We start from the raw sequence: 25123 nt of genomic DNA on the forward strand, positions 1-25123 counted from the left end.
GGGCGATCAGCCCCGTGAAAGGCTCGGTTGACGGGTCCGCTTGCCGGTGGTGAGATCCAGCGCGGTCAGGCTGCCGCCCCACACGCATCCGGTGTCCAATGCCTCGGCGCGCACCTGGCTGCCGGGGGTCGCCCCTTCCAGCGCCGCCCAGTGGCCGAAAAGGATATGCGGATCGTCCTCGCGGGCATAGCTGAACCAGGGGGCGAAGCCATCCGGCGCCGAGTCGAGCCCCTCCTTGGCCGAGAAGTCGAGATGCCCGTCGGGATCGACGAATCGCATGCGCGTGAAGGCGTTGACGATGAAGCGCGCACGTTCGATGCCGTCGAGATTATCCTGCCAGCGGTTGGGGCGATTGCCGTACATCCGTTCGAGGAAGTCGCCGGCGTCAGCGGCGAGCCGCGCCTCGACCTCTCCGGCAAGCGCCTGGGCCTTGGCGGCCGACCATTCGGGCAGCAGACCGGCATGGCACATCACCGTGTCGCCGTCCTTGCGTGGCTCGCGCACCATCAGCGGCTGTTGCTGCAGCCAGTCGAGCAATGCCTCGCGATCCGACGCCTCGAGAATCGGCGCCAGGGTGTCGGAGCGCTTGGTCGATGCACCACCGCGAGCGACCGCCAGCAGATGCAGGTCATGATTGCCGAGCACCACCTGTGCCGAATCACCCAGAGCGATCACCTCGCGCAGGCAGTCCAGCGAGCCTGGCCCACGATTGACCAGATCGCCGGCCAACCACAGTCGATCGCGGCCCGGCGCGAAGTCGAGCCGCTCGAGCAGCGCCACGAACTCCCGGTGGCAGCCCTGCAGATCGCCGATCGCATAGGTGGTCATGACATCTCCTGATGACGTAGCGGGTGAAACGGGTGATAACGCGGTGCCCTGACGTGACCGGGTGGCGGCTCAAGCCCCGATATGGCACCACCGGAAGCCGGTATGGCGCCGACATCGCCCGGCATGACGCATAGGACAAGGCACTGCCCGTGCCGACCCAGACTTGCAGTCGCGCCGGCCGCGGTCAATGCACCTGATGGGGACCGGCCAGACGGAAGGGGGCGATGGGCACCTCGATGTGCTGCTGGGTAGCGGCATCGACACAGGTATAGTCACCTTCCATCACGCCCACCGGCCCATCCAGCACCGCGCGGCTGGTATAGGAAAAGGTCTGGCCGGGGCCGATCATGGGCTGCTTGCCGACCACGCCCTTGCCACGCACTTCCTGCACCTTGCCGCTGCTCTGGGTAATTTTCCAATGCCGCGCCAGCAGCTGCACGCTGTGAGACGAGTGGTTGTGCACGGTGACGGTGTAGCTGAACACGTAGCGGGACTCGGCCTCATCGGACTCCTCGGCGCGAAAGGCCGGCTCGACATCGACGGAGAGCGCCGCCATCGTCGCCTCGCGGTGGCTGTCAGTCATGCGACCTCCTCGGCCAGGTGGTCGGCAATGCGAACGAACTCCTCGACGGAGAGCGTCTGCGGGCGTCGGGTCGAATCGATGCCCAGCGCTTCCAGGGCCTCGGCGGACACGCGCCCCTTGAGGTTGTTGCGCAGGGTCTTGCGGCGCTGGCCAAAGGCCTCGCGGACCAGATCGAACAGCAGGGCCGGATCCTTGGCCGGATGCGGCAAGGTCTCATGGGGTGCCAGCCGCACGATGGCCGATTCGACCTTGGGCTGCGGCACGAAGGCCTCCGGCGGCACCACGAACAGCGACTCGACCTGGCAATGGTACTGTGCCAGCACCGACAGCCGTCCCCAGTGGGTGCTGCCGGGCTCGGCGGCCAGGCGCTCGACCACTTCCTTCTGCAGCATGAAGTGCATGTCGGCGATCGCCCCGGTGGTCTCGAGCAGATGCACGATCAGCGGCGTGGAGATGTTGTAGGGCAGGTTACCCACCACCCGCAGCGCCGGGCCGTCGCCACGCAGGGCGGCGAAGTCGAAGGCCAGGGCATCGCCCTCGTGAATCACGAAATCAGGGTATTGGAAGAACTGCACACGCAGGCCGGGGATCAGATCGCGGTCGAGCTCGATCACCTCCAGGGCGCCGCCGGCAGCGTCGATCAGCGGCTCGGTCAGCGCTCCCTGGCCGGGGCCGATCTCGACCAGGCGCTCGCCGGCACGGGGGTCGATGGCCCGCACGATGCGCGAGATGATGCCCGTATCGCGCAGGAAGTTTTGGCCGAAGCGCTTGCGGGCCCGATGCATGGGTGGGCGTGAAGACATGCGATGGATGATCCTTTGGTTCTGACAGGGGTTAGAGCTTACCGACAGCTAGCCCGACACCGATCTGCGATGGCGGCTAAGCACGCTTGCGGGAATAAACGCACGGTCGAGGCCGGCTAGGACAGGGTGTCGCACGCGGCCATTTCAGCCGCCAGGTTCATGGCGACGCGCAGGCTGCCAGTGTCGGCGACGCCGCGACCGGCAAGATCCAGAGCCGTACCGTGATCCACCGAGGTGCGCACCAGCGGCAGGCCCAGGGTGATGTTGGCGGCGCGACCGAAGCCTGCGTACTTGAGCACGGCGAGTCCCTGGTCATGATACATCGCCAGCACCGCATCGGCGTCATCGAGATGTCGCGGGGTGAAGAGGGTATCGGCGGGATAGGGACCACGCACGTCGAGCCCTTCGGTTGCCAGGCGCTCAAGCGCTGGGGTAATGGTCTCGAGTTCCTCGCGCCCCAGATGACCGTCCTCGCCGGCATGGGGATTCAACCCACAGACCTTGAGGCGCGGTGCGGCGAGGCCAAAATAGCGCTTCAGATCGGCATCGAGGATGCGCAGCACTCGACTCAGCCCCTCGGCGGTGATGGCATCGGCTACCTCGCGCAGCGGCAGATGCGTCGTGGCCAGTGCCACCCGCAGGGCGCAGCGCGCCGGACCATCGAGCTGGCCGTGGAGCGCCTGGTCGGTGGCGAGCATCATTACCACTTCCTCGACCCCGCAGGCATCGCGCAGGTACTCGGTATGGCCGGTGAAGCCGGCCTGGCCGCCGTCGATGATCACGCCCTTGTGCAAGGGCGCGGTGACCATGCCCTGAGCCCGGCCCTCACGACAGGCGGCGACGGCCAGGTCCAGCGTTTCGAGTACATAGGCACCGTTAGCGGGATCGAGTTCGCCGGCACGACACGGCGCCTTGAGGGCCACCGGCCACACCGGCAGCACGCCGGAGCATGGCGCCGGCGGCGACTCGCCCGACCCCAGCACCCGCACCGTCACGCCCAGCCCCAGCTGTTGCGCCCGCGCCTCGAGCAGCGAAGGGTCCCCCACCGCCACGATGGTGAAATCCGGAGCGGCGCCAGGGTCTGCATCAGGCGCCACACCCGCGATGCCCTCGGCGGCCAGCATCACCGCCAGTTCCGGGCCGATGCCGGCGGGTTCGCCGGTGGTCAGCGCCAGTACCGGCGGGTTCATGATGCGCTGGACTCATTCAGGCGATTGTCGATGTAGGCACCGGCGCGAATCTCCTGCAGCCAGACCTCCATCTCGTCATTGGCCTTGCGCTGAAAGAGGGTCTGGCGGACCTGGTCGCGCTGGGTCAGGTTGCGACCCTGGCCGCCTTCGCGGTCGGCGAGCTTGACCAGGTGGAAGCCGCTGGGGCTTCTGATCGGCGCAGAGACCTCACCCACATCCAGCGACGGCACCGCGTCGGTGAAGATGCTGGGTATCTCGGCACCCGCGCGCCAGCCCAGATCACCGCCGTTGAGCGCCTGGCCACCATCGGACTCGGCGGCCGCCAGACTGGCAAAGTCGGCGCCGTTCTCAAGCTGGCGACGCAAGCCCTCAATCTTGGCGCGGGCATCGTCGATCTGCGCCTGGCTGGGCGACTGGGGCAGTGCGATCATGATGTGCGACAGGCGATAGCGCACGTCGTCGTTGGCGCCCTGCTGCTCCAGATAGCGATCCACCTCGCGCTCGCTGACGGTGACCCGACTGGCGACCCGGCGCTGCTGAAGCTGGCGCATCAAGAGCTCGCGGCGCACGTCCTCGCGCACTGCAGCCAGCGTCAGGCCATCGGCCTCGAGGCTATCGGCGAACTGCTCGAGGCTCATGCCGTTGTTCTCGGCGATGCCACGCACCGTGCGATTAAGCTCGGTGTCGTCGACGCTCAGGTTGGCATCACGGGCCATCTGCAGCTGGACTTCCTCGACGATCATACGATCCAGCACCTGCTGCTCGAGAGCCGCATTGCTTGGCGGTGTGACGCCGCGCTTGGACAGCTGGTCACGTGCCCGGGCGACTCGGCTCTCGAGCTCGCTGTACATGATCGCGCCCTCGTTGACGACTGCCACGATGTGATCGAGCGGCTTTAACTGCTGGGCCGTTGCCGTCAGCGGGGCCACGCCCAAGGGCAGGGCCATCATCAGGGCCATGGCCAGCGGGGCGATCAGTCGACTGCGCATATATACCTCATTGACTCGTCTCGTGTGTCGATGCCTTCGCGCCGGGGCGCTCAAAAGGCGGTGGAGCGATAGCCGGGAATGGCCCGCTCGAAGTAACTGTCGGCTTCCTGGCCCACTCCGCCGAGGCCCTTGAAGATGAAGCGCAGGAAGATGCCGCGATCGGTGTAGTCGTCGGCGGTGGTATTGGCGGTGTCGTTGTCCTCGACCCAGTCACGCCATACCAGCTGCAGACCATAGCAGCAGTCGTTCCACTGCACACCCGCCAGGCGCTCCAGGGAGCGGCCGTTGGTGTTGTCATACAGGTAGCGGCCGATCAGGTCGACTTGTTTACTGGCTCGCAGGGCGAAGGAGACATCGAACTCTTCGCGGTTGTAGCCGAGCCGATCCTCGGGGTCGTCGGCAGAGGGGTCGAAGCCCTGCAGCTCCCAGCGATACCCGAGGTTCAGTACATGGCCGCGGGGATCCCGGTAGGCTAGGTCGACCCCGTTGCGCTCGGTCACTTGCCGCTCGGTGTCATAGAGCCAGGCGTAGCGGGTGCTCCAGTAATCGCTGATCTGCCAGTCGATATTCGTCACCAGCGGCGTACGGTCCCGGGTCGCGCGATACCAGGCCGCGTAATTGGTGTCGCGATCCGGGAGCGTATCCGGGTCGCCGTTCATGTCGATACTGCGATCTTCGAAGTAGAACCCCTGGCCGACACCGATATCGAGGCGCTGGCGGCCACTGTCATCCTCGAGGAACCGGGAACTGAGGCCGGCCGATAGGCGGTTAAGATCGCCCACCCGGTCCACACCGGAGAAGCGATACGGCGACCACAGCTGCCCCCAGGAGAAGGCCTGCTCGTTGGTATCGAAATCTGGAAACGCCTGCTGATCCTCGGCCGGCACATAGGCATAGTTGAGGCGCGGCTCCAGGGTCTGTCGGTAGCCATCACCGAAGGCCGAAAGATCACGCTCGAAGACCAGGCCGCTATCCAGCGAGCTGACCGGCACGGTCCGCGAAAGCGTGGTGTCACGATCGGTATTCAGGTTGCCGTAGTCGAGCTCATAGGCGGTGTGCAGCAGCTCGACCTTGGGCTCCAGAAAGCCCCAGCTGGGATCGCCGCGCCAACCAAGCGCCGGCGCCAAATGCACACGGCTACCGGTCGCGGCCTCGCGCAACGGCACTTGCTGCTCGATGACATCACGCCAGAAGTAAGTCGCATTGGAGCGCCACTGCTGATAGAAGCCACTGTCCTGATCCCAGCGGGCATTGGCGGTCAGGCTCGGCAGGCGGTAGAACGGCTTGTCACGCTCGGCCAGCGGGTAGTCGAGCCGCTGATACCCCTGGGCGCGGGCTTCGAGCTGCCAGGTCTTTCCGCTGTAGTCGAACAGCGCCAGTCGCGGCAGGTAGGCGGTATCGGATTCGCCGAAATCGCGTCCGAAATCATCGAAGTAGCGCCCATCGCTGGCTGCACCGTAAGCGAGCTGGTAGTCCAGCCGTGGGCTCAGACGGCCCTGATGGCGATAGTCCAGGTACCAGCGATCCTCACCGCTGAAGGCATCCGGCGGATCGTTGGGGTTGGAGGAGGTCTTGCCCTGATCATTGGCAAGATAGGCGCCCTCGATCGTGCCGGCATAGCCCTGTTGTGAATGGTCATCCTGCAAATAGCGGAACTCGCCGCCCAGCAGGAAGCCACGATCGCTGATGAAGCGCGGCGTCAGGGTCGCGTCATAATTCGGCGCCAGGTTGAAGTAATAGGGCTGGGAATAGTCGAGGCCATCGCCCGAGGCACTGATCACCGGCCACAGGAAGCCACTCTGGCGTCGATCATCGATCGGGAAGCGCACCCAAGGCCAGTAGAAGACCGGCACATCCTGGACCTCGAGGCGAGCATGAGTCGCGGTCCCGTACCCCTTCTCGCGATCCAGCATGATGTCGTTGCCTACCAGTCGCCACGCCTGACTACCCGGCTCACAGGTGGTGAAACTGGCGTCGGTGAGCTGATAGCGGCCGTCTTCGAGACGGGCCAGCCGCTGGGCGTCGCCGCGCAGGCGAGCCTCATGGGCCACATAGTGCGCGCCATCGACCGACGCCGCATCGCTTTGCAGTGCCACTTCGGCGGCGTCGCCGCGCACCAGCAGCCCCTGATCGCGCAGAGCCAGCGGCCCCGTCACCTGGGCACGCTCGCGTGCAGGACCCACGCGCACCGCAGGGGCCTCGACCTGGCTGTTACCGCGGCGCAGCAGTACCTCGCCGGCCAGACTCACCGAGCCGTCTTCGCCATAGCGGGCCCGATCCGAGGAGGAACGGATATCGCCGGGGGTGTCGGCGGCCGGAAGCCGATATGCCGGCATCACGTAGTGGCCGCGGCACAGCGCATCCGACGGCGCATCATCGCCCCAGGGTTGCCAGTCGAGCTGTTCCGCTGGCAGGGGCGCCGGAGGCGCTGCCAGGGCATTGCCGCCGGCGACGGCGGTGAGACCGGCCAGGGCAGTCCAGTAGAGTCGCTTGCCCATCTTCCTCGCTGTCCTTGACGGGTGAAATCGGTATTATACAGGCCGAATCTCGGCTGTCTGCCACCGCTCGGCCGGCGCCGCTGCTGTCTGTCGATGATCCGGCCACTGGCGAACACGGATTTCAGCATGCGTTGCGCCCGGGTGAGCGTCAACAACAACGCCGCGACACGCATCACCACAGGAGAGCCCATGACCTCGGCAGACCCCGCGCGCCTTGGCCCCCTCACCGCCTGGGCGGCCGAGCAATACGGCCTGGCCCCCGACGCGCTAAGGCTGACCCTCGCCGCCGGCGACGCCAGCTTTCGCCGCTATTATCGTCTGACGCTGCCTGACGGTGCCACCCGCATCCTGATGGACGCCCCGCCGGCGCAAGAAGACAGCCGGCCTTTTCTTGCCATCGCCACCGACTGGCTGGCCGCCGGGCTACCGGTACCGCGAGTGCATCACGCGGATCTGGACATGGGCTTCCTGGCACTCGATGACCTGGGCGACACCCCACTGCAGAATAGCTTCACTTCATGCAAGGCCACTCTCGACGGCTTCGATAAGGCCATCACCCTGATCCATGAGCTCCAGGCCAAGGCCCCTAAGGATGCCCTGCCGATCTATGATGCAGCGCTGCTCACTCGCGAGCTCGAGCTGTTTCCCGAATGGTGCCTGGATGGCCTGCTGGGCATCGCTTCGCCGCCCGGCTGGACGACGCTGGTCACCCAACTGGTAGACAGCGCCCTGGAGCAGCCGCGCTTCGTCGTGCACCGGGACTTCGATGCCATGAACCTGATGCTCGAAGACGACGCCCTGGTGCTGATCGACTTCCAGGACGCCGTGGCCGGCCCGCTGACCTATGACTTCATCTCGCTGACCCGCGGGCGCTATCGGCGCTTCGACGCCACGACCCTCCACCACTGGCAGGCGGCCTTTCGCGAGAGTGCCATCGTCGACGGCCGCCTCGACCCGGCCATCGACGCCGAACGCTTCCACTTCTGGTGCGATGCCATGGCGGCCCAGCGCAGCCTCAAGGTGCTCGGCATCTTCTGTCGCCTGACCCTGCGCGACGGCAAGGCTGGCTACCTCGCGCGCCTGCCCCACTTTCTTGCACATCTGGATGACAGCCTGGCTCCCTGGCCCGCCTTCGTCGACTTGCGCCACTGGCTTCATTCAACCTTCACCCCGGCACTCGAGGAAGCCCTGGCGTCGCGCAGCATCGAGGCACCGGCCAGTGAGGTGATGACTCAGGAGGCGACGGCATGAAGGCGATGATCCTGGCGGCGGGACTTGGCAAGCGCATGCGTCCGCTGACCGACAGCTGCCCCAAACCGCTGCTGCCGGTAGCCGGCAAACCGCTGATCGTTCACCACCTCGAGCGCCTGGCCGCCGCCGGCATTACCGATGTGGTGATCAACGTCAGTTACCGGGCCGAACAGATCATCGAGGCGCTGGGCGACGGTGCGGCCCATGGCGTCAGCATCGCCTGGAGCCGGGAAGACAGCCCGCTAGAGACCGGCGGCGGCATACAGAAGGCGCTGCCGCTGCTCGGCGAAGCGCCCTTCCTGCTGATCAACGGCGACGTCTGGTGCGCGCCGGATCTCACAAGACTGCCTACGCTTGATGGGGATCTCGCCCACCTGTGGCTGGTCGACAACCCCGACCAGCACCCGGACGGCGACTTCCACCTGGATGCCGCGGGTCGAGTAGATGCCAGCGGCGCGCCGCGCCTGACCTTCGCCGGCCTCAGCTTGATCGACCCAGCGCTATTGGCCAACCAGGCACCCGGCGCCTTCGCCCTGGCGCCTCTGCTGCGGGACGCCATGGCCGCGGGGCGGGTGGCGGGCCACCACCATCACGGCGCCTGGGTCGATGTCGGCACGCCTGAGCGTCTAGCCGAACTGGATACCCGGCTGCGTGCCATGGCAGAGTAAGCGCCTCGTTTTTTCTTGTGTAGCGCTAAACGTAGCGCCAAACGCCTCGTTGGGCGCCAAGGAACTCGCGTCACCCTTTGAGTGACGTGTTCATCCCCTCTTTATTGATGCCAGACGGAGAAGTTGCCTCATGAAAGCCAGCGTCAAGTGGACCGACGGCCGTCAGTTCGTCGCCGAATCGGGTAGCGGCCACAGCGTGGTTATCGATGGCCCCCCCGACCACGGCGGCCGCGACACCGGCCCCCGCCCCATGGAGATGATGCTGATGGGGCTCGGCGCCTGCACGTCCTTCGACGTGCTGCAGATTCTTGAGAAGTCGCGCGCCCCAATCAGCGACTGCGTAGCCAGCGTCGAGGCCGAACGCGCCGACAGCGTGCCCAGCGTCTTCACCAAGATCCATGTGCATTTCACGGTTACCGGTAAAGGCCTCAAGGAGAAGCAGGTCGAGCGGGCGGTGGCGCTATCGGCAGAAAAATACTGCAGCGCCTCCATCATGCTCACCAACGGCGGCGTCGAAGTGACACACTCCGTCACTATCGTAGAAGAGTGACCCGTTAGAAAACTCCCCGGAGCGGGTGCGCCCGTACCCCGGGGTGTGCATAATACCCGCCTTTCATGCAGCCCCGGCCTAGTCCGACAGGCATACCACGCACTCAAGCACCTGAGGGAGGCTCGGACGTGAGCAACAATCTCCGACTCCACGGCTTCAACAACCTGACCAGTTCGTTGAGCTTCAACATCTACGACATCTGCTACGCCAAGACCGAAGAGCAGCGTCGGGCTTACATCGATTACATCGATGAGCTCTACAACGCCGAACGGCTGACGCAGATCCTCAAGGATGTCACCAACATCATCGGCGCCCATGTGCTCAATATCTCGCGTCAGGACTACGAGCCCCACGGTGCCAGCGTGACCATCCTGATCGCCGAGCACGAGCTCGAGGACCCTGCGCCGGAGCAGACGGAGCCTGGCCCGGGCCCGCTACCGCAAACCGTGGTCGGTCATCTGGACAAGAGTCACGTCACGGTACACAGCTACCCGGAATCCCACCCGGACAACGGCATCAGCACCTTCCGCCTGGACATCGACGTCTCGACCTGCGGCATGATTAGCCCCCTCAAGGCACTGAACTACCTGATCCACAGCTTCGATTCCGACATCGTCACCATGGACTACCGGGTGCGCGGTTTCACCCGCGACGTCGACGGCAAGAAGCTGTTCATCGACCACGACATTACCTCGATCCAGGACTACCTGGCCGAGGACACCAAGAACGCCTATCAGATGGTCGACGTCAACGTCTATCAGGAAAACATGTTCCACACCAAGATGTTGCTGAAGGACTTCGAACTCGACAACTATTTGTTCGGCACCTCGCGTCGTGACCTCACCTTCGAGGAAGCCCGCAACATCGAGAGTCGCCTGCGCAAGGAGATGCTCGAAATCTTCTACTCGCGCAATATGGACTGAGCCGCCGCTCGTCCGGGTTCTGCCCTAACGACAACACCCCGCCGGAGCTCCCGGCGGGGTGTTGTCGTATCTGGAAGAAGGAAGAAGGAAGAAGGAAGAAGGAAGAACAAGGCTCGGCGTGACTCAGTTGCCAAGCAAGCCCCCGACCTAGAGCCGGTAAACGCTGGTGGTCATCAGCTTGGACATCAGCCGCATGCCGGCCTTGACCGGCGCCGGGAACTCCGCGCCGCCGGCTTCCAGGGCCCAGCGTTCGTGGTGGGCCTCGTCCTCGCGCATTTTCTCGAGCACCGCCCGGGAGCGGCGATCGCCCGACGGCAATGCCTCGAGGTGCTCGTCGAGATGGTCGCCGACCTGCTCCTCGGTGGCGGCGACGAAGCCCAGGCTGACCCGGTCGCCCACGGCGCCGGCCACCGCACCGAGACCGAAGGATGCCCCGTAGAAAAGCGGGTTGAGCAGGCTGGTGCGACCATCGAGTTCCTCGAGGCGGGCATCGCACCAGGCCAGGTGGTCGATCTCTTCCTGAGCGGCCTGCTCCATCTGGCTGCGGATGTCAGCCAGCTTGGCGGTCAGCCCCTGCCCCTGATAAAGCGCCTGTGCGCAGACCTCGCCGGTGTGGTTGATGCGCATCAACCCCACGGCGTGAGCGCGCTCGGCTTCATCTAGCTCGCCGTCCTGAACGCCGGCGGACGGGCTAGGCCGCGACGGCTGGGCGGCATGCGGCACCAGGGTGCGCAGAATGGTATCGAACTGCTGGATCAGGTGGTCATTGCGGGAAAACTGGCGATTCATGAGGGCCCCCGTGGATGTTATCTCTAGTCTACCCGAGCCGCGACGCAGCCAGAAGTTGTGGCGAAATTCTGGCGCGCCAGCCACCTCGCAAGGCAAGAGCCCCGAGACATGTCAGTGCAGCTAGCGGTGCCTCGGGCATGCAGGCTCGGTCAGCTCGACGCCCTGATGCCGATTACCCCGCCGGCCAGGTGAAGTCGCGACCGCCCATCAGGTGCATGTGGACATGATAAACCGTCTGCCCACCCCGCTCGTTGCAGTTCATCACCACCCGGTAGCCTTCATCGGCGAAGCCCGCCTGCCTGGCCAGGGTTGCCGCGGTGTACTGCAAGCGACCGATCAGCGCCAGGTCCTGCTCGGCAATGTCGTTGAGGGTCGAGATATGGCGCTTGGGAATCACCAACTGGTGGGTCGGCGCCTGGGGATTGATATCGTTGAAGGCCAGCACGTCATCGTCTTCATAGACGATATCGGCGGGAATCTCGCGGTTGATGATCTTGCAGAACAGGCAATCCATGGCGCCTCTCCCTTGAATGACAGTCGGTATAGGGTGGTCCAATCAGTGGTGGTCGCTCCGCGCGGCCTGTGAGCCTAGCGGAAACGCCGCTGGGCTAACAGGTGGCGAACCAGCGGGCCCAGAATCAATTCCATGGCCAGCGGCATGCGCGCCCCGGGCACCACTAGGGTGTGGGGACGGCTCATGAAGGCATCCTGGATCATCGCCAGCAGGTACGGGAAGTCCACCGTGGACGGATCGCGGAAACGGATCACCACGAAGGACTCGGCATCGGTGGGGATATCCTGGACCTCGAAGGGGTTGGAGGTATCCACCGTGGGCACCCGCTGGAAGTTGATATGGGTGCGCGAAAACTGCGGCTGTATATAGCGGACGTAGTCATGCATGCGCCCAAGGATGGTGTCGATCACCGCTTCCTGGGAGTAACCGCGCAGCTTGGTGTCGCGATCGATCTTCTGTATCCACTCAAGGTTCATGGTCGGCGCCACGCCCACCAGCAGATCGACATGGCGAGCGATGTCATGCTCGGCGGTGACCAGGCCGCCGTGAAGCCCCTCGTAGAACAGAAGATCGGTGCCGCTGGGCAGCGGCTGCCAGTCGGTGAAGGTACCGACCTGATGGCCAAGCTCGATCATCCGCTTGTCTTCGGCGTGGATATAGTGCCGGAAGGTGCCGGAGCCCTGATCGCCATATTCCTGGAACAGCGCCTCGAGATGCTCGAGCAGGTTGGCTTCCACCGCAAAGTGGGACAGCTCGTCGGTGCGCTCGGGCTCCTCGCGGAAGATCCGCGACAGCTCGTCCTTGGTGTAGCGATGGAAGGCATCGCCATCCACGGTCGCGGCATGCACATCTTCGCGAGCAAACATGCGCTCGAAGGTGCGCCGCACCGTGGTGGTGCCTGCGCCGCTGGAGCCGGTCACGGCGATGATCGGATATTCCCGGGACATCAGGCGTCGCCCTCGAAAGAAGGCCCGGCCGGGGACAGCGAGTCTTGCACGCCGGCGGGCACCGGGACAGGCTTGCCAGACGCGGGGTCGAGCAATACCAGGTTGAGCCGGGCAGTAGCGACGGGCCGCTGGTCATGCTCACGCACCACCCGGTGATAGACACACAGCGACTTGCCGTCGACGGGAGGAATCGCGGTCTCGACGATCAGCATGTCGGGCCAGGCGGCCTCGCCCTGATACTGGATAGCAAGATCGGCAACCACACTGGGGCAGCCGCCGAGATCCCATTCCCTGAGCCCGCGGGAGGCCAGTGCTTCAGTTCTCGCCTCATGCAACAGCGACACCAGGGCATCGTGGCCAAGGTGACGACCGTAGTTCATGTCGGTGATGCGTACCGACAGGGAGTGGCGGTGCAGGATGGCGTCTGTCGGAAATTCCAGGCGTACTCGTGACATATCAACTCCCCGTCGTATCCCGTCCCAGCGCAACGACTCAGGGCCACCCCTGATCACGCAGTTTCAAATGCTTGGCAGCTACCGCGAAGCACTGGGGCAATCACTGCAAAGAAAGGCAATCCTTGAATGGGAGACAGCGCGCCAGGCAATCAGCTCTCGCGGGCGATGGCGCGGAAGCCGATGTCGCGACGGTAGCTCATGTTCTGCCAGTCGATGGCGGCCACCCCTTCGTAGGCCAGGGCCTGGGCGTTAGCCACCGTGTCTCCCAAGGCGGTTACACATAACACGCGACCGCCGCTGGTCGCGACCCGACCTTGGTCATCCTGGGTAGTGCCGGCATGAAACACCCGGCAGCCGGTGTCCTCGGCGGCTTCGATACCGTCGATCACGTCGCCCTTGCGGTAGCTGCCCGGGTAACCGCCGGCGGCCAGGACCACGCCGACCGCCGGTCGCTTGTCCCACTCGATGGATTCGCGATCAAGTGTGCCCTGACTGCCCGCCAGGCACAGTGCGGCGAGGTCGGATTCGAGTCGCATCATGATCGGCTGGGTTTCCGGATCGCCGAAACGGCAGTTGTATTCGATCACCTTGGGCGCGCCGCTCTTGTCGATCATCAGGCCCGCGTAGAGGAAACCGGTATAGGGATGCCCCTCGGCCGCCATGCCCTTGACCGTGGGCAGGATTACCTCATCCATGATGCGTTGATAGACGGCATCAGTAACCACCGGGGCGGGCGAATAGGCCCCCATGCCACCGGTATTGGGGCCGGTGTCGCCGTCGCCGGCACGCTTGTGGTCCTGGCTGGTGGCCATGGGCAGCACGTGCTCGCCGTCGACCATGACGATGAAGCTGGCTTCCTCGCCGTCGAGGAATTCCTCGATCACCACCCGGGCGCCGGCATCGCCGAAGGCATTGGCCTCGAGCATGTCACGGACCGCCGCTTCGGCCTCGGCTGCGGTCATGGCCACGATCACGCCCTTGCCGGCGGCCAGGCCGTCGGCCTTGATGACGATCGGTGCGCCCTTCTCGGCCAGGTAGGCAAGCGCTGGTTCCACGGCGGTAAAGGTCTGGTAGTCCGCGCTGGGAATCGCATGACGAGCCAGGAAGTCCTTGGTAAAGGACTTCGAGCCCTCGAGCTGGGCGGCGGCCTGGGTCGGCCCGAAGATCGCAAGCCCTGCGGCCTGGAAGCGGTCGACCACGCCCTCGACCAGCGGGGCCTCGGGACCGACGATGGTCAGATCAATGGCGTGGTCACGGGCGAAGGCTTCGAGGCCCGCGAGGTCGGTGGCCCCGATGTCGACGTTGGAGACCTTCGGCTCGACCAGGGTGCCGGCGTTGCCAGGCGCCACGTAGATCGTCTCGACCTGAGGAGACTGAGCGACCTTCCAGGCCAGGGCATGTTCGCGGCCGCCGCCGCCGATGATCAGAACCTTCATCTGCAACCTTGCTCGACTGTTGGGTAAGGGGAATGCGCAATAAGCCGCGCATTATGCCAGAAAGGCGGCGGCCGTGTCGGGAGAGCTCAGTCCTTGTCGCGACTTTTGTCGCCGCCCATGTCGTCCTTGTGACTGCCACCGGGGCCCTGTTGAAAGGTCTTCTGCCAGAAGCGCATGTTCTCTTCGGCCATCTCGCGCATCATTTCCATCGGCGTGTGGCGCATGGCTTCCTTCCACTGGTCCTGCATACGCTGCTGCTGTTCCATCATCAGCTGGGTGCCCTGCTCCAGATAGCGGGCCAGCGGCAGCGGCTGGGCCATATCGTAGACGCGAATGAACTGGGCCAGCAGGTCGTTGGAGAATACCTCTGAGTCACCGCCGGACTGCTCCTGTTCGATGATGATCGACAGCAGGATGGTGCGCGTCAGGTCTTCACCGGACTTGGCGTCCTCGACGCGAAACGGCACTTCCTCGAGGATCAGGCTGCGCAGGTCTTCGAGCGTCACATAGCGGCTCTGTTCGGTATCATAGAGCCTGCGGTTGGCATACTTGCGAATCACGCGCACGGACGGTGCTCCTATTATCAGCTTTGCTGGTATTGTGCACCGCGTCTGGCGTTCTAGCCACCGTCGCCGTTCCCTGTCACCCGCTGCGCGCCGCCGAGGCCTCATGAACCTGATCCTGCTCGACCCTGCCGACCTCACCGACGACCACCACGCCTGGGTGCGTGATCCAAGGCGACTGCGCCACCTGCAAGAGGTGCATCGTGCTCACCCCGGCGATGAACTGACGCTTGGCGTGAGCGGCGGGGCCATCGGTCACGGCCGGCTGGTGACGCTCGACGACGATGGCGCCCGCTTCGCCCTCGATGCCCTCGATCAGGCCCCGCCGCCGGCGCTGGATATCGACCTCGTGCTGGCCCTGCCGCGCCCGCGCATGCTGGCGCGTTCGCTGGAGCACGTCACGGCCCTTGGCGTGAAGCGCATCACCCTGCTGCACACCCGACGAGTAGAGAAGAGCTACTGGCAATCGCCCGAGCTGTCCGCAGAGAAGATCCACCAGCACCTGGTGCTGGGCCTTGAGCAGGCCCGCGACACGGTGATGCCCGAGGTGGAGCTGGAAACCCACTTCAAGCCCTTCGTCGAGGATCGCTTAGCGGCAAGGCTCAATGAACGCAGCGGGCTGCTGGCCCATCCCGGCATGGAAGCGGCCTGCCCTCGCGGACTCAATGCCCCGGCGAGCCTGGTGGTGGGCCCCGAGGGCGGTTTCATTCCCTATGAGGTAGAGGCGCTATTGGTGGCCGGCTGCCAGGGCATTCACCTGGGCAGCCGGATCCTGCGGGTCGAGACGGCCGTCATCGCCCTGCTGGCGCGACTCGGCTAGCCAACCTCACTGCTGCAAGCGCTCGAGCAGCGATACCGTGGCGAAGCCATCAGGCGTCAGACCCTGAGCCGCCTGAAAGGCCCGCAGCCCGGCGCGGGTGTTGGGGCCCATGATGCCGTCCGGCGTCCCTGTGGCGAAGCCACGAGCGTTCAGCGAGCGCTGCAGCTCGCGGACCTGCGCCCTGGAAAGCGGCGTTTCCTGGCGCGGCCAGTCGGCGCGAATGCCAGGCTCTCCCGCCACCCGGCGCGAAAGGGTGCCCACCGCCAGCGCATAGCTGGTGGCGTTGTTGTAGCGAAGGATGGCGCGATAGTTGCCGCCAACCAGGAAGGCGGGGCCACGAGCGCCGGCAGGCGTGAGGATCGATGCCTTGCCAAGCGCCGGCAGCGCCTCGCCGTCTGTCGCGCGCACGCCCTGTGCCGCCCAGGCCTGGCTTGAGCGCCGCGTGGCCAGCTCGGTCTGGGAATAATCGAAATCCGCAGGCAGGCGCACCTCGACACCCCAGGGCTCGCCGGCCTGCCAGCCGGCTCGCGCGAGGTAGTTGGCGGTGGAGGCCATGACGTCGGGAATGCTGCCCCAGATGTCGCGGCGGCCATCACCGTCGCCGTCCTCGGCATAGGCGAGGAAGCTAGACGGCAGGAACTGGGTATGCCCCATGGCTCCGGCCCAACTACCGATCATGCGATCCGGGGCGATATCGCCGTTCTGGATGATCTTGAGCGCAGCGATCAGCTCGTCATGGGCGAAGTCGCGGCGGCGGCCATCGAAGGCCAGGGTCGCTAGGGAATTCAGCGTCGAGAAACTGCCGAAGTTGCTGCCGTAGTTGCTTTCCACCCCCCATATCGCCACCAGCACCTCCGCCGGCACACCGTAGCGACTGGCCATACGCTCCGCCGTGGCACGATGCTCGGCTAGGCGCTTGCGGCCGTTGGTCACCCGGGTCGATGAAACGGCCGTGTCCAGGTACTGCCAGATAGGGCGCACGAACTCGGGCTGGGCGCGATCGTACTCGAGGATCTTGGGTTGGAAGCGAACATCGGCCAGGGCCCGATCGAGCGTCGACTCGGCAATGCCCTTGGCCCGTGCTTCGCGGCGGAAATCGGCGAGCCAGGCCTCGAAAGACGCCGGCGACTCGGCCTGCGCGTTAACGTCCTGTCTGCTATCGTCGGCCGGTGCCGTCGCCTGATCAGTTGCCTGGGACGAAGATGTTGCCGAGGCTTGGCTCTGGGCTTGGCTGACCTGACTGCTCTGGCAGCCGACCAGGGTGCTCAACAGCAGCGAGCATACGAGGATCCTGCGCATGGCGGGGTGATACTCCATCATCACGAATAAAGGAGAGCATCATCGCGCAGATCGATCCAGGCCACCAGCCTTCCCGCCGCGCCAGCCAGCGGTATCGCTACAGAAGCTGCCAAAACCGAAGGATCACAGCCAAGTGGCAGGCGACCACCACCACGGTCAGCACATTGCGCAGCCCTCGATACCACTCGGGCAGCCCAACACTGCCAGTCGCACTCGCCTCATAGCCGCGCACCGCGATATAGCCGAGCATCAGCAGCGCGGTGCCCGGCGCCCCGCCCCACAGCAAGGCCGGCCAGGCCATCAGGCTGGGCGCCATGCTCAGCATGACACGGCCGCGAAATGCCGGGCTCTTCGGTGCATCTCGGCCCATGGCGAGCCCCCAGTGGATGCCGCCGAGAAAGGACAGTATCACCGCGCTGTAATAGACAAAGGCCTGTATGGCGAAGACCGACCAAGCCCCTGGCGCCCACCAAGCGCCCAGGGCCGTGGCCACAAAGGGCAGCAGCCCGGCCAGGCCCAGCATGACGGGTAGACGACGATCATCAGATAGGGACAGTACGTGCATCACGTCTCCCTGGCAGCGTCGAAAGGAGGAGTGTCTACAGTGGCAGAATCAACAAGAGATGAGTCGCCAGTAGAGGATGGCAGCGCCATCAAGGCGTCGCCCCAGGCATCGGGGATGACACAGGGTGCAGGGAAGGCGTCGGGGGCCGCGCGCCAGGGCTGATGGCGAGCCTCACCTTCGGCCAGACGCTCAAGCTCGGGTCGCCAATGGCTCACATAGTCGCCGGCCGGGTCGTAGTGCTGCGCTTGCCAGAGCACATTGAAATAGCGCCCGCGGCTCGCCTCTCGTCCGACGCCGGCCACATACCCCCAGTTGCCCCAGTTGCTGGCGACGTCGAAGTCGATCAGGCAGTGCTCGAACCAAGCCGCGCCCAGGCGCCAGTCGATGCCTAGGTCATGCACCAGGAAGCTGGCCACATTCTGGCGCATCCGGTTGGACTGCCAGCCGGTGGACGCAAGCTCGCGCATGCCAGCATCGATGAAAGGCACGCCGGTCTCGCCGCGACACCAGTCGTGAAAGGCCGGTGGCGGTTCGGGCAACGTCCGAGGGCCAAAGAGCAAGCCCCCTTCCTTTCGAGCGACCCAGTGAAAGTACTCCCGCCACATGAGCTCGAAGATCACCCAATAGCTCGACTCACAGGCGCCATGGTCAAGCTCCCATGTCCGCACCTGATCATGAACCTGCCGCGCCGACAGACAGCCGGTCGCCAGCCAGGGCGACAGCCGGGTAGAGAACTCGGCGCCCAGCAGGCCATTGCGTGTCTGTTTATAACGAGCGATGGCGCCACTGTGCCAGAGATAGTGATCGAGTCGCGTCTGAGCGGCTTCCTCGCCGCCCTGAAAACGAAAATCGCCACGCGGGTCGGGGCGCCAGGCGGCGGCCTCCTCACAGACATGCTTAAGAGGCGGCAGGCCTCGAGGCGCTTTCTCGGGCCATAGCGGCAGCGTAATCGGCGCGGGCTGAGCTGGCGGTACGCTGCCTTCCGCTTCCATACGCCGGCGAAAGGCCGAGAAACTGCCCGGCAGTTCCTCCAGGGCAAAGGGCAGCGCCTGCTCGTCGAACAGGGTACCGCCCTGGCAGCGACGAAGTTTGCAGCTCGCCGGCAGTTGCTCGGTGAGCCTTGTCAGGTCGGTGGCCTCGTCATGACCTGCGGCGTCACGCACGTGGATGCACGAGACGCCTACTGGGGCAGCAAGTTCGGCAATCACCGCCGGCGGATCACCGACGCGCACCAGTAGATCCCCTCCCCGTTTAAGAAGCTCGCCACGCAGGGCGATCAAACTCTGCCAGAGAAAGCACAGCCGGGCTGCACCGATGCGACGCGAAGATAGACCTGGCGCAAGGGGCGAAAGCCAGCGTTCGTCGAGCACGTAGACACACATCAGGGAGGCCGGCGGCGAGTCAAAGTGGAACAGTGGGTTATCGGCCAGGCGCAGATCATCGCGCAGCCATACCAATTCAGGGTTCATGCCGACCGCCTGGCGCGACGCGCCTCTCGGCGGCAGCGTTCGCTGCAATGTTGCACCTCGTCCCAGCAGCGAGCCCACTTGCGCCGCCAGCGAAAGGGGCGCTCGCACTGGCGACAGGTCTTGACGGGAAGCGCAGCCTTGCGTCGCATGCCATCACCTTAGGAAGTGCCAAGAGGCAGGTCGATAAATTGGACAAATAAATTAATTCGTATAGGTATTGTACACCAAAATATAGGTAACGTACCCGACATCTCCAACGGCGGGCGCAAACCGCTAGCATCATCAATGCCACCGGCCCCACCCACCGATGCCAGAACCGGCAGCGCAGTGGAGCTAATGCAAGACAGACAAGCGTTGATGATTCAAGGCGATAAAGCGGTTAGCAGCACCTGCGTCGAGCGATCCTTTACGCTAGAGTAGGGCGGCGTCTGGCCCTGAGATGGATCACGCCATGCCGCCAACGCCGGCCCAGTGGGCTTGCCTTGGCGAATGACAACGGGTATCACCCCAATTTCCCCGGACCCGCGCAGGACGAACGATCGATGACATTGCTCTGGATTCCCTTGCTGACCCTGCTGGGCGTGCTGGCTCCCATGTGCCTCGAGCGATATGGGCGCAACCTGTGCTCCCTGGGCACGGCCACGCCACCGGCTATTGCACTGCTGCTGACCCTGACCCTGGTACCGGCTCTCTCGGCCGGCGAGGTGCCCCGCATTGCCATCAGTTGGATTCCCCAACTGGGGCTGGATCTGGCCTTCCGCCTGGACGGCCTGTCGCTGCTGTTCACTACGCTGATCCTGGGCATCGGCCTGCTGATCATCCTCTATGCGCGCTACTACCTGGCGCCCGAGGAGCCCTTCGGCCGCTTCAATGCCTACCTGATGCTGTTCATGTTCTCGATGGTCGGCATCGTCATGGCCGACAACCTGCTGCTGCTGTGGGTGTTCTGGGAGATGACCAGCCTGTCGTCCTTCCTGCTGATCGGCTTCTGGTCGTCCCAGAGCGATGCCCGCAAGGGGGCACGCATGGCGCTGACCGTCACCGGTGCCGGGGGCCTTGCGCTGCTCGCGGGCCTTTTGCTGATCGGCGACATGGTCGGCAGCTTCGACATGGGGGTGGTGCTCGATAGCGCTGACGTCATCCTCGCTGACCCGCGCTACCCGGTCATGCTGGTGCTGGTGCTGATCGGTGCTTTCGCCAAGTCGGCCCAGTTCCCCTTCCAGTTCTGGCTTCCCAATGCCATGGCCGCCCCGACCCCAGTCTCCGCCTATCTGCACTCGGCCACCATGGTCAAGGCCGGCATCTTCCTGCTGGCGCGCCTGCATCCGGCGATCGGCGACAGCGCCATGTGGGGCTGGCTGGTCACGCTGACCGGCATGACCACCTTCCTCTATGGGGCCTGGTTCGCGCTGCTCAAAACGGATCTCAAGGGTATTCTGGCCTTTTCCACGGTCAGCCACCTGGGGCTGATCACCGCGCTGTTGGGCATCGGTAGCCCGATGGCGATCCTTGCCGCGCTCTTCCACATTCTCAACCATGCCACCTTCAAGGGTGCGCTGTTCATGAGTTCGGGGATCATCGATCACGAAGCAGGCACCCGGGAGCTTGCCAAGCTGGGCGGACTGCGCCGGGCGATGCCGGTCACCGCCCTGCTGATGACCCTGGCGGCAGCTTCGATGGCCGGGGTGCCGCTGCTCAACGGCTTCCTGTCCAAGGAAATGTTCTTCAAGGAGACGCTGGATGCCGGCCTGCTCGGCGGGCTGGGGTGGCTGCTGCCGCTGCTAGCGACCCTCGGCGGGGTACTGTCGGTGGCCTATTCGCTGCGCCTGGTACATGCGGTTTTCTTCAAGCCGGCCAAGACCACGCCGCCTAAACATCCGCATGAGCCACCGCGGCTGATGCGAGTGCCGGTGGAATTGCTCGTCATGCTATGCGTGGCAGTGGGCCTGTTCCCGGCGATGCTGGCCACCGGCCTGCTGGATCTCGCCGCCCAGGCGGTGCTGGGCGAATCGCTCGACTTCAAATTGGCCATCTGGCATGGCGTCAATGCGCCCCTGGCGATGAGCATGATCGCGCTGGCGAGCGGTGTTGCACTCTACGGCGTGCATGCCTCGATCCGACGCTTCGTGCGTCAGTTCGCCAACACCGATGCGCGAATGATCTTCGAGAGCAGCATCCAGCGCCTGGTGGCACGCAGCCAATCGCTGACCGCACGCCTTGAGAACGGCTCACTGCAGCGCTATATGAGCCTGCTGCTGGGCGCGGCGCTACTACTTGCCACCCTGGGCCTCCTGGAGCTGCCGCAGTTGTCGGGCGGAAAGCTAGAGGGCGAGCTTGACGGCGTACTGATGCTTGGCGCGGCGCTGCTGATCTTCGGCGCCCTGGGGACCGTCGTGACCCATCGCTATCGCCTGGTTTCGCTGCTGATGCTGTCGGTGGTGGGGCTGGTGGTTTCATTGACCTTCGCCCGCTTCTCGGCTCCCGACCTGGCGATGACCCAGCTCTCAGTCGAGGTGGTGACCATGATCCTGCTGATGCTGGCGCTGTTCTTCCTGCCTCAGAAGACGCCACGAGAGTCTTCGGCCCATCGCACCATTCGCGACATCGCCTTGGCCGGCGCACTGGGCATGGTCGTGGCAAGCCTCAACTATGCAGTGCTGACTCGCGAGGTCGACAGCATTTCCCGCTTCTTCATTGATAACAGCGTACCCGGCGGCGGCGGCCATAACGTGGTCAACGTCATCCTGGTCGACTTCCGCGGCTTCGATACTCTCGGCGAGATCACGGTGCTGGCGATCGCCGGTCTCGCGATCTTCAAGCTGCTCAATCGTCTGCGGCTGTTCATGCCCCACAGCGACGCCGAGGGCCGCGTCTGGTCAGCGGACCGTTACCCGATGATCCTCACCAGTGTCTCCCAGTGGCTGCTGCCGCTGGCGCTGCTGGTCTCGGTCTTCATCTTCCTGCGCGGCCACAACCAGCCCGGTGGTGGCTTCATCGCCGGCCTGGTCACCGCGGTGGCGCTGATTCTGATCTACATGGCGCGGGGCGTGGAATGGACCCAGAGCCGTCTGGACTTCCCTTACCAGCTGGTGGCCATCGGCGGCGTTGCCGTGGCGACGCTCACCGGGCTTGGTAGCTGGCTGTTCGGCCGTCCCTTCCTGACATCCGCCTTCGGGCACTTCAAGCTGCCGCTGATCGGCGAGTTCGAGCTGGCCACCGCCATGCTGTTCGACCTCGGCGTCTATCTGGCAGTGGTCGGTGCGACCCTGATGATCCTTGCCAACCTGGGCAAGGTGACCACGCCGCACCGCCCGTCCAAGGATGCCCAGCCCGCCACCAGCAAGGAGAAAAGCTGATGGAAAGCCTGTACGCCATCACCACAGGCATCCTCACCGCCTGTGGCCTCTTCCTGACCCTGCGCGGGCGCAGCTTCCCGGTAGTGGTCGGCCTGACGCTACTGTCCTACGCGGTCAATCTGTTCCTGTTCTCGATGGGTGGGCTGACCACCAATGGCGCCGCCATTCTCGACGGCAGCGGCAACTACGCTGACCCGCTGCCCCAGGCGCTGGTGCTGACCGCCATCGTAATCGGCTTCGCCATGACCGCCTTCGCGGTGATCCTGGCCATGCGTGCCCGCGGCGACATGGGCAATGACCATGTCGATGGCCGTCAGGTCGACGAGCCGCGAGAGGAGCGCCGCTGATGCTGCAACATCTGATTGTCCTGCCCGTCGTGCTGCCACTCGTCAGCGGTATTCTGCTGCTGATCAGCCGCCACGGCAGCACCTCTCTCAAGCGAGTGCTGGGCATCGGCAGCACCGCCCTGCTGCTGGCCGTCGCCATCGCACTGGTCGGCAAGGCGACCGGCGGCGAGGTCTCCTACTATGCGCTGGGCGACTGGCAGCCGCCCTTCGGCATCGTCATGGTGCTCGATCGCCTCTCGGCGCTGATGATCCTGCTGACCGCCGTGCTGGCGCTTGGCTGCGTGGTCTTCGCCAGTGCCGGCGACGATGAACAGGGCAGCAACTTCCATGGGCTCTTCCAGCTGCAGCTGATGGGCATCAACGGAGCCTTCCTGACCGGCGATCTGTTCAACCTCTTCGTGTTCTTCGAGGTGCTGCTGCTGGCCTCCTACGCACTGCTGATGCACGGCGGTGGCAAGGGACGCATCCAGGCAGGCCTTCACTATGTGGTGCTCAATCTGGCGGGCTCGGCGCTGTTCCTGATCGCGGTAGGCGTGCTCTATGGCGCTACCGGCACCCTCAACATGACCCACATGGCAGTGCGCGTAGCCGAGCTCGAGGGCGAGCGCGCCGGGCTGGTCAGCGCCGGCGCGCTGCTGCTGCTGGTGGTGTTCGGCCTGAAGGCGGCGATCCTGCCGCTGTATTTCTGGCTGCCAAAGGCCTATTCCTCGGCGCCAGCACCAGTGGCTGCGCTGTTCGCGATCATGACCAAGGTCGGCATCTACGCAATTCTCAGGGTCTACTCTCTGATCTTCGGCGATCAGGCGGGTCCGCTGGCCGCCATAGAGCAGCCCTGGGTGTGGTGGCTGGCGCTGGGCACACTGGCGGCGTCCGCGGTCGGCGTGATGGCAGCCCGGGACCTGCGCCTGCTGGTCGCCTACCTGGTACTGGTCTCGGTGGGCACCCTGCTGGCGGGCATCGGCATGCACACCCCCGAAGCCATTGGCGCCCTGCTCTTCTATCTGATTCACACCACCCTGGTCACCGGCGGCCTCTTCCTGCTGGCCGAGCTGATCGGCCTGCAGCGCGGCAAGGCCGGCACCCGGCTGGTCAAGGGGCGCCCGCTGCGCAATGGCGGGCTGCTGGGGGTCCTGTTCCTGATGGGCGGTGCCGCCGTAGCCGGCCTGCCGCCGCTGTCCGGCGCCATCGGCAAGGCACTGCTGATGGTCGCCGCGACGCCGGCACAGCAGCCCTGGCTATGGCCGCTGCTGCTGATCGCCGGACTGTGCTCGCTGGTGGCGCTGTCCAGGGCCGGCTCGACCCTGTTCTGGCGCAGCCACGATGGGGAGCCCAGCGATCGCCCACTGGGCCGGCGCCAGCTGTTCGGCGTGATATGGCTGCTTGGCGCTTCCCCCCTGCTGGTGCTGCTGGCCGGTCCGGTCAGCGACTACACCCAGGCCACCGCAGAACAATTGAGCTCGCCTGCAGTGCAAATCCGTGCCCTGCTGCCTGATGCCGGAGGTGACACATGATCACGCCCCGCTCTTGGCTACCCATGCCGCTACTGTCGGTCCTCTTGCTGGTCGTCTGGCTGCTGCTGGTTAGCAGCGTGTCCTTCGCTCACCTGCTGCTGGGCAGCCTGCTGGCCATCGTCATCCCGCTGCTCAACCGGCGTTTCTGGGACGTTCAGCCTCGCGTCAAGAAACCCTGGCTGCTGGTGCGCTACGGCCTGCGGGTGCTGGGTGACATCATTCGCGCCAACCTGCAGGTGTCCTGGCTGATTCTCAACCCCTGGCGGCGCATGCGTCCGGCCTTCGTCGAGTATCCGCTGATGCTCGAGGACCGGTTCACCATCACGCTGCTGGCCAACACCATCACCCTGACGCCGGGCACGGTATCGGCCAACCTGCGCATGGACAGCCGCACCCTGCTGATCCACGCCCTGGACGCTCCCGATGAACAGGCGCTGATCGACGAGATTCGCGAGCGCTACGAGCAGCCGCTCAAGGAGATCTACGAATGCTAGATACCGCGCTGTGGATCAGCCAGGCGCTGATCCTGATGGCCCTGATGCTCAACGTCTACCGTATGGCTGTGGGCCCGTCGATGCCCGACCGGCTGCTGGCGCTGGACACCATGTATGTCAATTCCATCGCCCTGATCGTGCTGATGGGGCTGTGGCTTAACACCAAGACCTATTTCGAGGCGGCACTACTGATCGCCATGCTCGGTTTCATCAGCACCGTGGCGGTATGCAAGTACTTGCTGCGCGGCGACATCATCGAATAGGCAGGGAGATCC

General features: G+C 64.9%; 26 protein-coding genes. 10 read left to right on the plus strand and 16 right to left on the minus strand.

The window, feature by feature from the left end:
* Positions 1–6 precede the first annotated feature (6 nt).
* The 6 genes from Q2K57_RS04400 to Q2K57_RS04425 form a co-directional block, all read right to left on the minus strand.
* On the minus strand, positions 7–828 hold the full coding sequence (locus Q2K57_RS04400) for a symmetrical bis(5'-nucleosyl)-tetraphosphatase (protein WP_304526170.1): 822 nt from the start codon (positions 826–828) through the stop codon (positions 7–9).
* A gap of 184 nt (positions 829–1012) precedes the next feature.
* The gene (apaG, locus tag Q2K57_RS04405; RefSeq protein ID WP_369700293.1) at positions 1013–1411 is read right to left on the minus strand and encodes a Co2+/Mg2+ efflux protein ApaG; all 399 of its coding nucleotides are present in this window, start codon (positions 1409–1411) and stop codon (positions 1013–1015) included.
* Positions 1408–2214: a 16S rRNA (adenine(1518)-N(6)/adenine(1519)-N(6))-dimethyltransferase RsmA gene (gene rsmA / locus Q2K57_RS04410; protein WP_112053688.1), complete on the minus strand. Its 807-nt coding sequence runs from the start codon at positions 2212–2214 to the stop codon at positions 1408–1410. Before rsmA ends, apaG begins: the two co-directional genes overlap by 4 nt.
* A gap of 116 nt (positions 2215–2330) precedes the next feature.
* Positions 2331–3404 carry a 4-hydroxythreonine-4-phosphate dehydrogenase PdxA gene (gene pdxA, locus Q2K57_RS04415; RefSeq protein ID WP_304526171.1) on the minus strand — a complete coding sequence of 358 codons (1074 nt, stop codon included), beginning with the start codon at positions 3402–3404 and terminating at the stop codon, positions 2331–2333.
* Positions 3401–4393, minus strand: a complete 993-nt coding sequence (locus Q2K57_RS04420; protein ID WP_112053690.1) for a peptidylprolyl isomerase — start codon at positions 4391–4393, stop codon at positions 3401–3403. Before Q2K57_RS04420 ends, pdxA begins: the two co-directional genes overlap by 4 nt.
* 50 nt (positions 4394–4443) lie before the next feature.
* Complete coding sequence (locus Q2K57_RS04425) at positions 4444–6891, minus strand: LPS-assembly protein LptD (RefSeq protein ID WP_112053691.1); 2448 nt, start codon at positions 6889–6891, stop codon at positions 4444–4446.
* 189 nt (positions 6892–7080) lie between these two features.
* On the opposite strand from Q2K57_RS04425, the gene Q2K57_RS04430 reads away from it, so the two are divergent.
* From Q2K57_RS04430 to speD, 4 genes are all read left to right on the plus strand, one after another.
* Positions 7081–8142: an aminoglycoside phosphotransferase family protein gene (locus Q2K57_RS04430; protein WP_304526172.1), complete on the plus strand. Its 1062-nt coding sequence runs from the start codon at positions 7081–7083 to the stop codon at positions 8140–8142.
* The gene (gene murU / locus Q2K57_RS04435; RefSeq protein WP_112053693.1) at positions 8139–8810 is read left to right on the plus strand and encodes an N-acetylmuramate alpha-1-phosphate uridylyltransferase MurU; all 672 of its coding nucleotides are present in this window, start codon (positions 8139–8141) and stop codon (positions 8808–8810) included. Before Q2K57_RS04430 ends, murU begins: the two co-directional genes overlap by 4 nt.
* A gap of 130 nt (positions 8811–8940) precedes the next feature.
* On the plus strand, positions 8941–9360 hold the full coding sequence (locus Q2K57_RS04440) for an OsmC family protein (RefSeq protein ID WP_112053694.1): 420 nt from the start codon (positions 8941–8943) through the stop codon (positions 9358–9360).
* 128 nt (positions 9361–9488) lie between these two features.
* Complete coding sequence (gene speD, locus Q2K57_RS04445) at positions 9489–10283, plus strand: adenosylmethionine decarboxylase (RefSeq protein ID WP_112053695.1); 795 nt, start codon at positions 9489–9491, stop codon at positions 10281–10283.
* A 147-nt stretch (positions 10284–10430) separates the two neighbouring features.
* Here speD and coq7 read toward each other — a convergent pair whose 3' ends face one another.
* The 6 genes from coq7 to phaR form a co-directional block, all read right to left on the minus strand.
* Entirely contained in the window at positions 10431–11072 is a 642-nt protein-coding gene (gene coq7, locus Q2K57_RS04450) for a 2-polyprenyl-3-methyl-6-methoxy-1,4-benzoquinone monooxygenase (RefSeq protein WP_112053696.1), read from the minus strand.
* 172 nt (positions 11073–11244) lie between these two features.
* Positions 11245–11586 carry a histidine triad nucleotide-binding protein gene (locus tag Q2K57_RS04455; protein ID WP_112053697.1) on the minus strand — a complete coding sequence of 114 codons (342 nt, stop codon included), beginning with the start codon at positions 11584–11586 and terminating at the stop codon, positions 11245–11247.
* 74 nt (positions 11587–11660) lie between these two features.
* Entirely contained in the window at positions 11661–12533 is an 873-nt protein-coding gene (locus tag Q2K57_RS04460; protein WP_112053698.1) for a phosphoribulokinase, read from the minus strand.
* Positions 12533–12988: a thioesterase family protein gene (locus tag Q2K57_RS04465; protein WP_304526173.1), complete on the minus strand. Its 456-nt coding sequence runs from the start codon at positions 12986–12988 to the stop codon at positions 12533–12535. The genes Q2K57_RS04460 and Q2K57_RS04465 overlap by 1 nt, the downstream gene beginning before the upstream one ends.
* Before the next feature lie 149 nt (positions 12989–13137).
* Entirely contained in the window at positions 13138–14424 is a 1287-nt protein-coding gene (gene purD, locus Q2K57_RS04470; RefSeq protein WP_112053700.1) for a phosphoribosylamine--glycine ligase, read from the minus strand.
* Between the two features lie 86 nt (positions 14425–14510).
* Entirely contained in the window at positions 14511–14990 is a 480-nt protein-coding gene (gene phaR, locus Q2K57_RS04475) for a polyhydroxyalkanoate synthesis repressor PhaR (RefSeq protein ID WP_112053701.1), read from the minus strand.
* Positions 14991–15093: 103 nt separating this feature from the next.
* On the opposite strand from phaR, the gene Q2K57_RS04480 reads away from it, so the two are divergent.
* Entirely contained in the window at positions 15094–15807 is a 714-nt protein-coding gene (locus Q2K57_RS04480; RefSeq protein ID WP_304526174.1) for a 16S rRNA (uracil(1498)-N(3))-methyltransferase, read from the plus strand.
* 6 nt (positions 15808–15813) lie between these two features.
* Here Q2K57_RS04480 and Q2K57_RS04485 read toward each other — a convergent pair whose 3' ends face one another.
* The 4 genes from Q2K57_RS04485 to Q2K57_RS04500 all read right to left on the minus strand — a co-directional run bounded on the left by Q2K57_RS04485 (position 15814) and on the right by Q2K57_RS04500 (position 19289).
* Entirely contained in the window at positions 15814–17106 is a 1293-nt protein-coding gene (locus Q2K57_RS04485) for a lytic murein transglycosylase (RefSeq protein WP_304526175.1), read from the minus strand.
* A 97-nt stretch (positions 17107–17203) separates the two neighbouring features.
* Positions 17204–17671 carry a DUF3429 domain-containing protein gene (locus Q2K57_RS04490; RefSeq protein WP_304526176.1) on the minus strand — a complete coding sequence of 156 codons (468 nt, stop codon included), beginning with the start codon at positions 17669–17671 and terminating at the stop codon, positions 17204–17206.
* Positions 17671–19140: a DASH family cryptochrome gene (locus Q2K57_RS04495; RefSeq protein ID WP_304526177.1), complete on the minus strand. Its 1470-nt coding sequence runs from the start codon at positions 19138–19140 to the stop codon at positions 17671–17673. The genes Q2K57_RS04490 and Q2K57_RS04495 overlap by 1 nt, the downstream gene beginning before the upstream one ends.
* Entirely contained in the window at positions 19137–19289 is a 153-nt protein-coding gene (locus Q2K57_RS04500) for a DUF2256 domain-containing protein (protein ID WP_175069136.1), read from the minus strand. Before Q2K57_RS04500 ends, Q2K57_RS04495 begins: the two co-directional genes overlap by 4 nt.
* Positions 19290–19682: 393 nt before the next feature.
* On the opposite strand from Q2K57_RS04500, the gene Q2K57_RS04505 reads away from it, so the two are divergent.
* From Q2K57_RS04505 to Q2K57_RS04525, 5 genes are read left to right on the plus strand one after another with little or no spacing between them, the layout of a single operon-like run.
* The gene (locus Q2K57_RS04505; protein WP_304526178.1) at positions 19683–22496 is read left to right on the plus strand and encodes a monovalent cation/H+ antiporter subunit A; all 2814 of its coding nucleotides are present in this window, start codon (positions 19683–19685) and stop codon (positions 22494–22496) included.
* Entirely contained in the window at positions 22496–22843 is a 348-nt protein-coding gene (locus Q2K57_RS04510; RefSeq protein ID WP_112053708.1) for a Na+/H+ antiporter subunit C, read from the plus strand. The genes Q2K57_RS04505 and Q2K57_RS04510 overlap by 1 nt, the downstream gene beginning before the upstream one ends.
* Positions 22843–24354, plus strand: coding sequence for a monovalent cation/H+ antiporter subunit D (locus tag Q2K57_RS04515; RefSeq protein WP_304526179.1), 1512 nt, complete (start codon positions 22843–22845; stop codon positions 24352–24354). The genes Q2K57_RS04510 and Q2K57_RS04515 overlap by 1 nt, the downstream gene beginning before the upstream one ends.
* Positions 24351–24848 (plus strand): Na+/H+ antiporter subunit E, encoded by a 498-nt coding sequence (locus Q2K57_RS04520; protein WP_112053710.1) that lies wholly within the window; start codon positions 24351–24353, stop codon positions 24846–24848. Before Q2K57_RS04515 ends, Q2K57_RS04520 begins: the two co-directional genes overlap by 4 nt.
* Positions 24842–25111 (plus strand): K+/H+ antiporter subunit F, encoded by a 270-nt coding sequence (locus tag Q2K57_RS04525; RefSeq protein WP_112053711.1) that lies wholly within the window; start codon positions 24842–24844, stop codon positions 25109–25111. Before Q2K57_RS04520 ends, Q2K57_RS04525 begins: the two co-directional genes overlap by 7 nt.
* The last annotated feature ends 12 nt before the right edge of the window (positions 25112–25123 follow it).

It is taken from the genome of Halomonas sp. I5-271120 (genome assembly GCF_030553075.1).
Taxonomy (GTDB): Bacteria; Pseudomonadota; Gammaproteobacteria; order Pseudomonadales; family Halomonadaceae; genus Onishia; species Onishia taeanensis_A.